Source organism: Dietzia sp. UBA5065 (assembly GCA_002415925.1).
GTDB lineage: Bacteria > Actinomycetota > Actinomycetes > Mycobacteriales > Mycobacteriaceae > Dietzia.
In genome coordinates this window covers 1-13,689 of the sequence record DIAZ01000039.1, presented here as the reverse complement: position 1 = coordinate 13,689, position 13,689 = coordinate 1, and the positions used below count along the sequence as shown (strand labels likewise).

Sequence of the window (13,689 nt, the reverse complement as noted above, 5' to 3'; positions counted from 1 at the left end):
AGATGTGTATAAGAGACAGCGCTCGACGAGCTCCTCTTCGGTCGGGGTCGGGACCATGCGGCCAGGCTCGGTGACGTCATCGCCGTCGCGACCGGCGGCGTCGTGCTGGCACGGACCCGGAACGAGCAGCTCGAATCCTCGCTGCTCGGCCACCACGGCGCGAACACCCCTGCCGAGCAGCACATCCCCCTGATCGTGCGCTGATCCCTCCGCCGCTCAGCAGGTGACCAGCACCGACGGGTCGCTCGTCGTGTCGAGCCACCGGCCGTACGCGGGCGGGCCCACCGCGCGCACATCCGCGCACAGGTCCCCACGCGTGTATCCGGACGGCAGGTAGACCGCGTAGATGACGTTCCCGTTCTCGTCCCTCTGACGCAGCGACGGACACGCCATGTCAGTACGGAGATAGGACGCGCCCGGGTACTGGGCCAGCGCCGAGGAGATCTCCTGCGCGTACGCACCCGGGGTGACGGCGGAGTACAGGACCACGATCCCGCGACCGTCGCAGGCCGGGCGGGTCATGGGGATCGACAGGCCCAGGTCACCGCTGGAACCCGTCGCCGCTCCGGCGGGCCCGGCCGGGGCGGGTGCGGGTGCGGGTGCGGGCGCGGGTGCAGGTGCGGGCTCCTGCGGGACCGGCACGGCCGCGATCTCGTCGTCGCCGCTGGATGCCAGCAAGTACCCCACGACTCCGGCGAGCGCCACGAGGAGGACGACCACCAGCGCGCCCAGCGCCCACACGAGCCCGCTACGGGGCGGGGAGGTCGGCGGTGGCGCCGGGTAGCCGGGGCCGCCCCATCCCGCACCGCCCTGACCGGTATAGCCCTGACCGGTATAACCCTGACCCGGATCACCCCAGGAGTTCGCGTGGTTGCGGTGCCCGTCCTGCCCCCGGCTGGCGTCGTCCCAACCGTTGCCGCTCAGTGAATCGGTCATCTTCCAGCCCTCCACGGGGTCGGCGGGCCGACCTGCCAGATCTTGATGACGGTCACCCTATGCCCCCGGGCCAGCGGATGCGGGCAGGCCATCTCGTCGTTACCGTCACCTGCGTGCGTGACCACGCACGCACGCGACCAGAGAGGAGCCCCGCATGAAGGCGGTCACCTGGCACGGAAAGCGCGACGTCCGGGTCGATGAGGTCCCGGACCCCAGGATCGAGGAGCCCACCGACGCGATCGTCAAGATCACCAGCACAAACATCTGCGGCTCGGATCTACACCTGTATGAGGTGCTGGGACCCTTCATGAACGAGGGAGACATCCTCGGTCACGAGCCCATGGGCATCGTCGAGGAGGTGGGCGCCGGGGTCACCGACCTCAGACCAGGCGACCGGGTGGTGATGCCGTTCCAGATCTCGTGCGGCCACTGCTACATGTGCGGCAAGGGTCTCAACACCCAGTGCGAGACCACCCAGGTCCGCGAGCAGGGCATGGGCGCGGCCCTCTTCGGCTACTCCGAGCTCTACGGCAGCGTCGCGGGCGGCCAGGCGGAGTACCTGCGGGTCCCCCACGCGCAGAACACCCACATCAAGGTCCCGCACGAGCACGCGGACGACCGCTACCTCTACCTGTCCGACGTGCTGCCCACCGCATGGCAGGGGGTGGAGTACGCGCAGATCCCCGACGGCGGCACGGTCGTCGTGCTGGGACTCGGACCCATCGGTGACATGGCCGCTCGGATCGCGGCCCATCGTGGACACCGCGTCATCGGGGTCGACCCGGTCGCCGAGCGGCGGGCCCGGCAGACCCACCGCGGCGTCGAGGTTCTCGATCCCGCCGGGGTGTCCGGGGAGGTGGGAGAGGCGATCCGCGAGATGACCGACGGCCGCGGCCCCGACTCGGTGATCGACGCGGTGGGCATGGAGGCCCACGGCTCGCCCGCCGCCGGTGCCGCCCACGCCGCGGTGGGGATGCTGCCGAAGTTCCTCGGCAGGAAGATGATGGAGACCGCGGGAGTCGACAAGCTGGCCGCGTTCTACTCCGCCATCGACATCGTGCGCCGTGGCGGGACCATCTCGCTCTCCGGCGTCTACGGCGGTAGCGCTGATCCGCTGCCCATGCTGACGATGTTCGACAAGCAGATCACCCTGAAGATGGGCCAGGCCAACGTCAAGCGCTGGGTCGACGACATCATGCCGCTGCTCACCGACGACGACCCGCTCGGCGTCGACGACTTCGCCACCCACCGCCTCCCCCTCGCGGACGCGCCCAGGGCCTACGAGATGTTCCAGAAGAAGCAGGACGGCGCCGTCAAGATGATCCTGACGCCGTGAGCTCGACTGGCCCCCCGGGATCGCGGGGTCAGAGAGAGGTGGTGGCGTCCGGGTGGTCGGACTCCTTGAGCGGCTTCTGCGCGCCGCCGGAGAGCGTCGATTCCCCGAGCCGGACCTCGCGGTAGCGATCGGCCTGGGCCTGCGTGATGGGCTCGCGGGCACCGTCCTTGGCGTAGCAGACCGGAAGCCACGCCCCCTGGGGGTCCAGCCGCGCGACGATCCGCTGGCGGAGACGGAACGGCTGGATGGAATCGGACCAGGCCAGAAGCAGGTCGAAGTCGGTGCCGCGGGCGTCGGGCACCGAGTCGGTGGTGCAGAAGTGCTGGACGCTGCGCCACACCGCGAACTGCGCGCCCGCGAACGACGTGGGATCGACGGTGGCGGCCTTGGGGGTGCGGGACGCGCGGGTGCGGGCGGGGGCCGCGGGGGCGGGCGGCGGAGGTGGTGGCGAGGTGTTCTCCCCGGACTCCACGCGGCGGCGCGCCTCCGCCATCCTCTGCTGGCGACGTTCCGCCGCTGTCTTGGTCACACCCGAGTCCCAGAAGCCCGTCATGGGTCCCGACTTTACGCCGCTCCAACCCCTGTCCACCCCACCCGAACGCCGCTGTGCGGCGGACCTCACATATCGCGGCCGGGAGTCACATGTCCAGACCTAGGTCGAGGACGCCCACCGAGTGGGTAAGGCCGCCCACGGCGAGGAAGTCGACGCCGCACCGGGCGTAGTCGGCCGCCGCGTCCAGGGTCAGGCCACCGCTGGACTCGAGGCGGGTGCCGGGTGAGACCTTGTCCCGCCGCTGCGCGGCGATCTGGGTCTGCCAGACGGGGAAATTGTCGAGCAGCACCAGGTCCACGCCCGCGTCGAGCATCTGGTCGAGCTGCCCGAGCGAGTCCACCTCGACCTCGCAGGGCAGGTCCGGGAACCTCTCGCGGACGGCGGCCAGGGCGGGCACCACCCCGCCTGCGGCCACCACGTGGTTGTCCTTGACCAGGACCGCGTCACCGAGCCCCAGCCGGTGGTTGACCCCACCCCCGCAGCGGACGGCGTACTTCTGCAGCAGCCTCATGCCCGGCATGGTCTTGCGGGTGTCCCGGACGGCGCAGGCGGTGCCGGCGAGCTCGTCGGCCCAGGCGCGGGTGGCGGTGGCCACGCCGGACAGGTGACACACCAGGTTGAGCAGCGTGCGCTCCGCGGTCAGCAGCCCGCGGGTCGGCGCGGAGATCTCGGCCACCACGTCGCCGGCGGCCACCCGGTCACCGTCGGCGGCGAGCAGGGTCACCGAGAAGTCCGCCCCGAGCACCTCGGCCAGCACCAACGGGATCAGCGGCAGGCCCGCGATCACGCCGTCGGCGCGCGTCGCCAGGCGGGCGGTGGCCCTGGCGTCGGCCGGGACGGTGGCCAGCGAGGTGGCGTCCGGGCCGTACCGCAGGTCCTCGTCGAGGGCGCGCCGGATCGCGATCACGGCGTCGGCGCGGGTGTCGGGGTCGAACGCCTCGTCGCTCACTCCCCCGACCCCGGGTTGCCGATGGCGATCATCCGCTCCACCGACCCGCGCGCCGCCGCGGCGGTCGCGGGATCCACGTGAACCTCGTCGGCACCCTCGACCAGGGCGCGCAGCAGGGCGGCCGGGGTGATCATCTTCATGTACGGGCAGCTGGCGTCGGCGTTGACGGGCAGGAAGTCGATCTCCGGCGCCGCCTTGCGCAGCTGGTGGATCATGCCGACCTCCGTGGCCACCAGGACCTCGCGGGCGCCCGAGGCGCGGGCCGCCTCGACCATGCCGCCGGTGGACAGGATCTTGACCATGTCCGCCGGCACGGCACCCTCGTCCGCCAGGTGAAGCGCGCTGGTGGCGCAGCCGCACTCGGGGTGGACGAACAGCTCGGCGCCGGGGTGCTCGGCGGACTTGGCGGTGAGCTGGTCGCCGTTGATCGCGGCGTGCACGTGGCACTCGCCGGCCCACACCAGGACGTTCTCGCGACCCGTCTTGCGGCGGACGTGCGCGCCGAGGAACTGGTCCGGCAGGAACAGCACCTCGCGGCCGGGGTCGATCGACTCCACCACGTCGACTGCGTTGGAACTGGTGCAGCAGATGTCGGTGAGCTCCTTCACCGCGGCGGTGGTGTTGACGTACGAGACCACGACGGCGTCGGGGTGCTCGGACTTCCACTCGGCCAGCTGCTCGGCGGTGATCGAGTCGGCCAACGAGCACCCGGCGGCCTCGTCGGGGATGAGGACGGTCTTGTCCGGTGCGAGGATCTTGGCGGTCTCCGCCATGAAGTGCACGCCGCAGAACACGATGGTGGACTGTTCGGCGGCCGCCGCGATCCGCGACAGGGCCAACGAGTCCCCCACGTGGTGGGCGATGTCCTGGATCTCGGGGAGCTGGTAGTTGTGCGCCAGGATCACGGCGTCCCGCGCCTCGGCGAGACGACGGATCTCGGCCGCCCACTCGGCGTCGGCCTCGACGCCCGTGTACCCGCGCTCGGTGCGGCGGATGCGATCGGCCAGCGGCGAGTCCAGCCGTCCGACGGTGGTGCCCGGACGCGGCACGGTCGTGGTCTTGAGTCCAGTGGCAGTACTCATCGCTGCCCCTCCCCGGGTTGATTCTGCGGGCCGATACCGCACCGGCCGCGTTTTCGACTTACAATCGAAAACATGTCGGAGTCTAACACCGGGCACGAGGTTCTCGCAGTGGTGGGCCAGGTTCGCACCGTCCCGCCCGCAGCCTCCCCGGCGCTCCACGTGCTGCTGTGGCAACACGCTCTGGGCCCCGCGGCGGGACGGTGGGCCCTCCCCGGTGGCGAGGTCCGCCACGACGAGGACCTGGCCACCTCCGCCACCCGGCAACTCGCGGAGAAGGTGGACGTGCGATCGCTGAGCCACCTGGAATCCGTGGCCGAGTTCTCCGATCCGGCGCGCGTGCCCGGCCGGCGCGTGTTCGCGTCCGGGTTCCTCGGGGTCCTGCCCTCCGACGCCGACCCGGACATCCCCGCCGACACCTCGTGGTTCCGGGTGGACGCGCTGCCCGACACGGTCTTCGACCACGCCGAGATCGTGGCCCGCGCCCGCGCCCGGCTCGCCGCCAAGCTCTCCTATTCCACGCTCGGGTTCGCGCTGGCGCCCCGGGAGTTCACGCTGTCCGCGCTCGCCCAGCACTACGAGGCCGCGCTCGGCCACCCTGTGGACCCGACCAACCTGCAGCGGATCCTCACCCGGCGCGGTGAGCTCGTCCGCTGCGGACGCAGCGCCCCGCCCGGGCCGACCGGGGGCCGCCCCGCCGCGCTGTACCGGTTCGCCGAACGTCGGCTCCGGATCACGGATCAGTTCGCGACCCTGCGTCCACCGGCCGGTCCCGCAGGTCCCGCAAGTCCCGCAGGTCCCGCGACAGGCTGAAATGCGCGAGCGCCGCCACCGTGAAGCCGGCGATCATGGCGTTGAACACCAGCCACCCGGCACCGGGCGGGAACCAGTCCCACGACGGCCCCGAGGTGCCGTAGAGCATCCGGTCGAAGAACAGCGCACCCGCCTTGGGCGCCTGCCTCACCACCTCGCCGTAGGCCGCGCCCCGCGGCGGTGCCGCCAGCAGGTCCGCCAGCGGCGAGGCCGCCGCGGCGGCGACCGCGCACGTCAGCCCCGGCAGCAGCATCAACGCGGGGACCCCACCCGGACGGCGCAGACCCGGATGTCGACTCCACAGCACCAGTGTCACGCACACCGAGGCTAAGCCGAGCAGGACGATCAACACCAGGAGCTGGGTCCCGCCGTCCGCTCCGGCCTCCGGCAGCCGCAGGCCCCTGCCGTCACCCACCGAGAGCACCTCCGAGCGGGGCGCGGCGGCGATCCACACCAGCAGCGCGGCGAGGGCCGGGGAGAGCACCCCCACCGCGGTGCCGGCGACGCGTGACGACGACGAGCGGAGCATGAGCCGGACTGTACCAACGCCGGGGATGCCGGCCGTTTGTGGTTCAATCGGACCCGGCTCCACTGTCCTCCGGGTGTGCCCGTATGCAGTATCGGGCCGTCTCCGCACACCAGACGACCCGTCAGGACGTACCCGCCAGTGGCCACCGACACCCCGACAGCGCCCGTTCGCCGGCGCCCCGGGAAGATGGCCTACCGGCACGACATCGACGGGCTCCGCGGCCTGGCGATCGCGCTGGTCGTGGTGTTCCACATCTGGATGGGCCGGGTGTCCGGCGGCGTCGACGTCTTCCTCACCCTGTCCGGGTTCTTCTTCCTGGGATCCCTCCTGCGCGGGGCGGCGGACCGGCGCACCCCCCTCAACCCGCTCCCGCACCTCACGCGCCTGATCCGACGGCTCTACCCGGCCCTGGTGGTGACGGTGGCCGCGACCGTGGTGGGGACCGTCCTGATCAAACCCCCCACCCAGTGGACGGCGATCTTCGACCAGACCGTGGCATCGCTGTTCTACTTCCAGAACTGGACGCTGGCGCTCACCGCCTCGGACTACGCCGCCGCCGACGCCACCATCTCCCCACTGCAACACCTGTGGTCCATGTCGGTGCAGGGGCAGTTCTACGTGATCGCTCTCACCGTGGTCCTCGGGGTGGCCGCGCTGTGGCGGGTCGTGGTGCGACGCGGCTCCCCCAAGGGGCTGCTCGTGGCGGTGGTGGTCGCCGGCACCGCCGCCTCCGTGTGGTGGTCGATCCGGGGTCAGGCCGTCAACCAGCCGTGGAACTACTACGACACGGTCGCCCGCCTGTGGGAACTGCTCGTCGGCGGACTCGTGGCCGTCCTGCTGGTCGTGCTCGTCCTGCCCTGGCCGCTGCGCATGCTCACCACCGTGGCGGGACTGGCGCTGATCGTCAGCTGCGGCTTCGTGATCGACGGTGCGGCCTACTTCCCCGGCCCCCTGGCCTGGTACCCGATCGGCGGGGCGCTGCTCATCATCCTCGGGGGGAACCTCCCGCAGGGCGAGCGGGCCACGCCGTCCAGGGACCCGGTCACATGGCTGCTGTCGGCCCGGGTGTTCCGTCGGCTGGGCGACATCTCGTACTCCCTGTACCTGTGGCACTGGCCGCTGCTCATCCTCTGGCTCTCCTACGACCGGGGGGCCGAGGTGACCCTGGTCTCGGGGCTGAGCATCGTCGCGGTCTCGGTCGTGCTGGCGCTCCTCACGGAGAAGTACGTCGAACGACCGCTGCGGATGGCCAGCCGCGCGCGCGGCCGCACCACGCCCGCGGCCCAGAAGCGTGACGCGCTCCGCGGGAGGCCGTCCCGCTCGGCCCGCGAGCGGCGGCTCTTCGTCCGGGCGACCGCCCTCGTCGTCGTCGCCGCCGTGGCCGGTCTCGGCACCGTGGGATGGTGGACCGCCACGTCCGCCTCCCGCTCGGCCGTGCCCTACGTCGACTCCCTCACCGACCCCGACCACCCCGGCGCGCGCGCCTTCCTCGAGGGGGTCCGGGCCCCCGACGACGTGGGATACCTCCCCTCCCTCCTCCAGGTCTCCAACGACCTCCCGGTGAGCACGATCGACCAGTGCATCTCCGACTTCACCTCCGCCGAGGTGCAGATGTGCGTGTACGGCGACGTCACCGCCCCCCGCACCGTCGCCTTGGTCGGCGGGTCCCACGCCGAGCACTGGATCAGCGGCCTCGACGAGGTCGGACGGCACTACGGCTTCCGGGTGGTGACGCTGCTCAAGATGGGGTGCCCGCTCACGCTCGACGCCTCCGTCTCCGACGGCGACGACCGCCTGTACGAGAGCTGCGAGGAGTGGACCCCCGCCGCCCTCGCCGCGCTGGTGGGCCTGGCCCCCGAGTTCGTGTTCACCACCGCCACCCGGCCGGTCGGGGTGGTGGGGCCGGACGTGACGCCGCGCCAATACGTCGAGCTGTGGCGCGCGCTCGGCGAGCAGGGGATCGGCGTCCTCGCCGTCCGCGACACCCCCTGGCTGAACCGCGGGAGGGGCCCGATCCGCGCCGGGGACTGCCTGGGCGACGGCGGCACCCCCGAGGAGTGCGGGATGCCCCGGGAGCGGTCCATCTCGGCGATCAACCCGGCCTCGCTCGCCGGTGCCGGCATCGACTCGGTCCGGCTGCTCGACCTCACCGACGGCCTGTGCGACGCCCGGGACTGCCCGGTCGTGGTGGGCAACGTGATCGTCTACCACGACTCCCACCACCTCTCGGGGTCCTGGGTGCGGTCCGCGTCCGGCGAACTCGCCCGCCAGATGGGGCCCGCGACCGGCTGGTGGTGACCGCCCCACGGCGCCCGTCACGCGCTGTCGTGGCAAGGCACTACTCTTGGACAACGTGACCCCCCATGACGCGCAGCCGTCCGCCCCAGAGCTCATCCGCGCCTGGCCCGGTTCGGCCTACCCCCTCGGCGCCACCTACGACGGGACAGGGACCAACTTCGCGTTGTTCTCCGAGGTCGCGGAGCGGGTCGAACTCTGCCTGATCAGCAAGAAGGGTCGCGAGCAGCGCATCGAGCTCACCGAGGTCGACGGCAACATCTGGCACTGCTACCTGCTCGGGGTGTCCCCGGGGCAGCGCTACGGCTACCGCGTCCACGGCCCGTACGAGCCCGAGAGGGGCCTGCGGTGCGACCCGTCCAAGCTCCTGGTGGACCCGTACGGCAAGGCGTTCGACGGAGCCTACGACGGGGACCCGAGCCTGCACAGCTACGACCTCGACGACCCGGACCAGCGCAACACCGAGGACTCGCTCGGCCACACCATGACGACCGTGGTGATCAACCCGTTCTTCGACTGGGGCAACGACCGCGCGCCGCGGCACGAGTACCACAACACGGTGATCTACGAGGCCCACGTCAAGGGCATGACCGCGCAGCACCCCGAGGTGCCGGCCGAGATGCGCGGGACCTACGCCGGCCTGTGCCATCCGGCGATCATCGAGCACCTGACCGACCTCGGCGTGACCGCGATCGAACTCATGCCGGTCCACCAGTTCATGCAGGACCAGCGCCTGCTCGACCTGGGGCTGAAGAACTACTGGGGGTACAACAGCTTCGGCTTCCTGGCCCCGCACCACGAGTACGCGTTCGCCGACAAGCCCGGCGACGCGGTGACCGAGTTCAAGGCCATGGTCAAGGCGTTCCACGACGCCAACATCGAGGTGATCCTCGACGTGGTCTACAACCACACCGCGGAGGGCAACCACCTCGGCCCCACGATCGGCTTCCGTGGCATCGACAACCAGGCCTACTACCGGCTGGTCGAGGGCGACGAACAGCACTACATGGACTACACGGGCACCGGGAACACGCTCAACGTCCGGCACCCGCACTCGCTGCAGCTCATCATGGATTCGCTGCGCTACTGGATCCTCGAGATGCACGTCGACGGCTTCCGCTTCGACCTCGCCTCGACCCTCGCGCGCGGCCTGCACGACGTGGACCGGCTCTCCTCGTTCTTCGACCTGGTCCAGCAGGACCCGGTGGTCAGCCAGGTCAAGCTCATCGCCGAGCCGTGGGACGTGGGCGAGGGCGGCTACCAGGTGGGGAACTTCCCGCCCCTGTGGACCGAGTGGAACGGGCAGTTCCGCGACACCGTCCGCGACTTCTGGCGTGGCGAGCCCGCCACCCTGGGCGAGTTCGCGTCGCGGCTGACCGGGTCCTCCGACCTGTACGAGAACACCGGCCGCCGTCCCACGGCGTCGATCAACTTCGTCACCGCGCACGACGGCTTCACGCTCAACGACCTCGTGAGCTACAACTCCAAGCACAACGAGGCCAACGGCGAGGACGGAAACGACGGCGAGAGCCACAACCGCTCCTGGAACTGCGGAATCGAGGGGCCCACCGACGATCCCGACGTGCAGGACCTGCGTCACCGCCAGCGCCGCAACATGCTCACCACCCTGATCCTGTCGCAGGGCACGCCGATGATCGCCCACGGCGACGAGATGGCCCGCACCCAGGACGGCAACAACAACGTCTACTGCCAGGACAACGAGCTGGCCTGGATGGACTGGGACCTCGACGAGGAGAAGCAGGACCTCCTCGAGTTCACCCGCAGCCTCGTCCACCTGCGCCGGGACCACCCGGTGTTCCGCCGGCGCAGGTTCTTCGGGACGGTGCTCCGCGACGAGAAGGACCCGCAGGACATCGCGTGGTTCAGCCCCGACGGCTCGGAGATGACCCACAAGGACTGGGACTCCGGGTTCGGCAAGTCCCTGGCCGTCTACCTCAACGGCGAGGGCATCCACGAGCCGGACGAGCGTGGCCAGCGGATCGTGGACGACTCGTTCCTCATGCTGTTCAACGCCCACCACGAGCCCATCGAGTTCTCGCTCCTCGGCACCGGGTTCGCGGAAGCCTGGCAGGTGGTCCTGGACACCGCCAGCCACGTCGGCCAGAGCGGTGACGAGCTGGGGTCGGACGGCACGATCACCGTCGCCGACCGCAGTACCGTGGTCCTGCGGAAGCTCCGCTAGCGGATGGCCCCCGTGGACCCCTCCGCCGTGACCCGGCCGCTCCGGCGGGCCGAGGCCCTGTCCAGCACGTACCGGGTGCAGCTGCGGACCCCCGCCTCCGACCCCGACGGCCGGGGATTCACCCTGGCCCACGTCGAGGAGCTCGTGCCCTACCTCGCCGACCTCGGCGTGGGCTCGGTGTACCTGTCCCCCATCCTCACGGCCACGCCCGGCTCGACCCACGGCTACGACGTGGTGGACCCCACCAGCATCTCGCCCGACCTCGGCGGGATCGCGGCGCTGCGCTCGCTGCGGGCGGCGTGCCGGGTCCACGGGCTGGGCATCGTGGTGGACATCGTCCCCAATCACCTGGGCGTCGAGGACCCGTCGGCCAACCCGTGGTGGTGGGACGCGCTGAGGCGGGGCCCCGACTCGCCGCACTTCTCGTTCTTCGACTTCGACACCGATCCCGCCAACGGGGCGGACGGTCGGATCGCGCTTCCCGTCCTGGGCGCGCCGGAGGACGTGGCCGACCTCGTCGTCGTCCCCCCCTCGGCCACCGACTCGGGCCACCCCGAACTGGGCTTCCACGACCACCGGTTCCCCCTCGCCCCAGGCACGGACGGGGGCTCCCCGCAGGAGGTCCACGACCGCCAGCACTACCAGCTGGTCCACTGGCGCGAGCCGCTGCTGGGCTACCGGCGGTTCTTCACCGTCACCGGGCTGGCCGGGCTGCGGCAGGAGGACCGCGGGGTCTTTGACGCCACCCACGCCGAGGTGCGCCGCTGGTGCGAGGAGGACCTGGTCGACGGCATCCGGGTCGATCACCCCGACGGCCTGGCCGACCCGGTCGGCTACGCGCGCCGGCTCCGCGAGCTCGCCGGCGACGACCGGTGGTTGCTGGTGGAGAAGATCCTCGCCCCCGGCGAGGTGCTCGAGCCCGCGATGGGCGTCGACGGCACCACCTGCTACGACATGCTGCGGCTGATCGACCAGGTCCTGGTGGACCGCCGCGGGGAGGGTCGACTGTCCGAGCTGGCCGAGCGGTACTGCGGCGGGCCCGGCGACGAGTCGCAGGTCCACGCGCAGTCCGCCGCGCTCAAGCGCGAGATCGTGCTGGAGGACCTGGCCCCCGAGCTGGGGCGGCTGGCCCGTGCGGTGCGTCGGGAGGCCGCCGCGGGGCACGACGTGTCGACGAGCGACGACGTCGAGGATGCCCTGCTCCGCGAGACGCTGGTCTCGGTGATCGCACGGACGCCCTTCTACCGCGCCGACTACCCCGTCCTGCGGGGCACCCTGCCCACGATCCTGGAGGACCTGCACCACGCCCGCCCCGAGTTGGCGCCCGCGCTGCGGCTCGTGGGCGGCGCGCTGGCCGGTGGGGGTGCAGTGGCCGGTGGGGGCGAGGCCTCCGTGCGGCTCGCGCAGGTCACCGGCGCGGCCACCGCCAAGGCCGAGGAGGACCGGTTGTTCTACCGGCTCGGTCGGCTGGTCTCGTTGAACGAGGTCGGCGGCTCCCCCGGCCGCATGGGCATCCCGGTGGAGGCCTTCCACCTGGCGATGGCCGAGAAGGCCGTGGCCAACCCGCTCACCCTCATGGCGCTGACCACCCACGACACCAAGCGCGGCGAGGACGTCCGCGCCCGCATCTCCGTGCTGTCGCAGGTGCCGGACGAGTGGGCGGTGTTCGTCGCCGGGGTGTTCGAGGCATTCCCCCCGCCCGCCGAGGACGCGGGATACTTCCTGTTGCAGGTGATCGTGGGGGTGTGGCCGGACCACGGTGCGCCGTCCGAGGACCTGCGGTCGCGGCTGCACGCCTACGCCGACAAGTCGCTGCGCGAGGCCGCCGTCCACACCACGTGGACCGACCAGGACGCCGACTTCGAATCCGCTGCGCACGCGTGGATCGACGCGCTGCTCGATTCCGGGGCCGGGCTCGTGGCGGCGTTCGTCCAGCGGATCGCCCCCGCCGGGCGCGACAACTCGCTGACCGCCAAGGCCATCCAGCTGCTGGCCCCCGGGATCCCCGACGTCTACCAGGGCACGGAGGTGTGGGAGGACTCGCTGGTCGACCCGGACAACCGCCGGTTCGTGGACTTCGGCCCGTTGCGGTCGGGGGCCGTCGCGCGGCTCGGCCACCCCAAGTTCGCCCTGGTCCGCGAGTTGCTGCGGCTGCGGCGCGAGCACCCCGAGGCCATGGCCCGCGGAGCGCACGTCCCGATCCCCGTGCACGGGCCCGCCGCCTCCGACGTGGTGGCGTTCACCCGCGCCGTGGACGGCCGCGCCGCGGTCGGCATGCTCGCCCGCCGCCGCACCGCCGTGAGGGCCGCCACGGAGTTCAGCGGCACCGTCGCCCTCCTGCCCGAGGGCACGTGGGCGGTCCGGCCCGACGGGGCGCGGATCTCGGGCCGGGTGGACCTGGGCGAGCTGCTCGGTCTCTCGCCGGTGGTGCTGATCGTCCGCGAGCGGGGCTGAGGCGCTGGGGGGCCTATCGCCCGAGCAGCCGGTCGGTCTCCCGCCGCTCCCGCTTGGTCGGCCGCCCGGCGCCCCTTTCCCGGCGCGGCTGCGACGCCAGGACCTCCTTGGGCGGGGGCGGGGGCGAGTGGTCGATGTAGCAGGTCGCGGCCACCGGCGCGCCGACCCGCTTGTTGACGGTCCGGACCACCTCGAGGATGCGGACCCGCCCGAGCGTGCCGGTCACCTGGACGCGATCCCCGGGCACGACGACCTTCGACGGCTGCACCGCCTCGCCGTTGACCTTGACGTGCCCGCCGCGGCAGGCGGCCGCCGCCTTGGTCCGGGACGGGAACAGCCTCACCGACCACGTCCACGCATCGACCCGCACACCCATGTCCCGAGGATAACCCCGCCCCGGCGGGCCACAGCAGCAGCGCCCGGTTCGCGCCGACGCCCGCCTCACAGATCCACCTATCGGTTTGCGATCCACCCACGGAGGCCCATATGTGGATCGCAATCCGATAGGTGGATCTTTCGGCTGGGGGCTGGGGGCTGGGGGC

Annotated in this window: 11 protein-coding genes; 5 read left to right on the top strand and 6 right to left on the bottom strand. The window is 71.7% G+C overall.

What is annotated here, in order from left to right; translation table 11 throughout:
* Positions 1-216: 216 nt before the first annotated feature.
* Positions 217-936, bottom strand: coding sequence for a serine/threonine protein kinase (locus B4M60_RS02900; RefSeq protein WP_291080120.1), 720 nt, complete (start codon positions 934-936; stop codon positions 217-219).
* Positions 937-1,090: 154 nt separating this feature from the next.
* On the opposite strand from B4M60_RS02900, the gene B4M60_RS02895 reads away from it, so the two are divergent.
* Entirely contained in the window at positions 1,091-2,272 is a 1,182-nt protein-coding gene (locus tag B4M60_RS02895) for a zinc-dependent alcohol dehydrogenase (RefSeq protein ID WP_291080119.1), read from the top strand.
* A gap of 28 nt (positions 2,273-2,300) precedes the next feature.
* On the opposite strand, the gene B4M60_RS02890 is transcribed toward B4M60_RS02895, so the two are convergent.
* The 3 genes from B4M60_RS02890 to nadA all read right to left on the bottom strand — a co-directional run bounded on the left by B4M60_RS02890 (position 2,301) and on the right by nadA (position 4,856).
* The gene (locus B4M60_RS02890; RefSeq protein WP_291080118.1) at positions 2,301-2,825 is read right to left on the bottom strand and encodes a hypothetical protein; all 525 of its coding nucleotides are present in this window, start codon (positions 2,823-2,825) and stop codon (positions 2,301-2,303) included.
* 85 nt (positions 2,826-2,910) lie between these two features.
* Positions 2,911-3,774, bottom strand: coding sequence for a carboxylating nicotinate-nucleotide diphosphorylase (gene nadC / locus B4M60_RS02885; RefSeq protein WP_291080116.1), 864 nt, complete (start codon positions 3,772-3,774; stop codon positions 2,911-2,913).
* Positions 3,771-4,856: a quinolinate synthase NadA gene (gene nadA / locus B4M60_RS02880; protein ID WP_291080114.1), complete on the bottom strand. Its 1,086-nt coding sequence runs from the start codon at positions 4,854-4,856 to the stop codon at positions 3,771-3,773. Before nadA ends, nadC begins: the two co-directional genes overlap by 4 nt.
* A 72-nt stretch (positions 4,857-4,928) precedes the next feature.
* On the opposite strand from nadA, the gene B4M60_RS02875 reads away from it, so the two are divergent.
* The gene (locus B4M60_RS02875; protein WP_291080112.1) at positions 4,929-5,666 is read left to right on the top strand and encodes an NUDIX hydrolase; all 738 of its coding nucleotides are present in this window, start codon (positions 4,929-4,931) and stop codon (positions 5,664-5,666) included.
* Here B4M60_RS02875 and B4M60_RS02870 read toward each other — a convergent pair.
* Positions 5,587-6,195 (bottom strand): hypothetical protein, encoded by a 609-nt coding sequence (locus B4M60_RS02870; RefSeq protein WP_291080110.1) that lies wholly within the window; start codon positions 6,193-6,195, stop codon positions 5,587-5,589. The two genes, B4M60_RS02875 and B4M60_RS02870, sit on opposite strands and share 80 nt — an antisense overlap.
* Positions 6,196-6,333: 138 nt before the next feature.
* Between B4M60_RS02870 and B4M60_RS02865 the strand changes: the two genes are divergently transcribed.
* The 3 genes from B4M60_RS02865 to treY are packed head-to-tail and all read left to right on the top strand — an operon-like array spanning position 6,334 to position 13,147.
* Positions 6,334-8,493: an acyltransferase family protein gene (locus B4M60_RS02865; protein WP_291080108.1), complete on the top strand. Its 2,160-nt coding sequence runs from the start codon at positions 6,334-6,336 to the stop codon at positions 8,491-8,493.
* Positions 8,494-8,548: 55 nt separating this feature from the next.
* Complete coding sequence (gene glgX, locus B4M60_RS02860; RefSeq protein ID WP_291080106.1) at positions 8,549-10,693, top strand: glycogen debranching protein GlgX; 2,145 nt, start codon at positions 8,549-8,551, stop codon at positions 10,691-10,693.
* 3 nt (positions 10,694-10,696) lie between these two features.
* Positions 10,697-13,147, top strand: a complete 2,451-nt coding sequence (gene treY / locus B4M60_RS02855; protein ID WP_414646716.1) for a malto-oligosyltrehalose synthase — start codon at positions 10,697-10,699, stop codon at positions 13,145-13,147.
* A gap of 13 nt (positions 13,148-13,160) precedes the next feature.
* On the opposite strand, the gene B4M60_RS02850 is transcribed toward treY, so the two are convergent.
* A complete protein-coding gene (locus B4M60_RS02850) occupies positions 13,161-13,523 on the bottom strand; it encodes an RNA-binding S4 domain-containing protein (protein WP_291080102.1) in 363 nt (120 codons plus the stop codon).
* Positions 13,524-13,689: the final 166 nt, after the last annotated feature.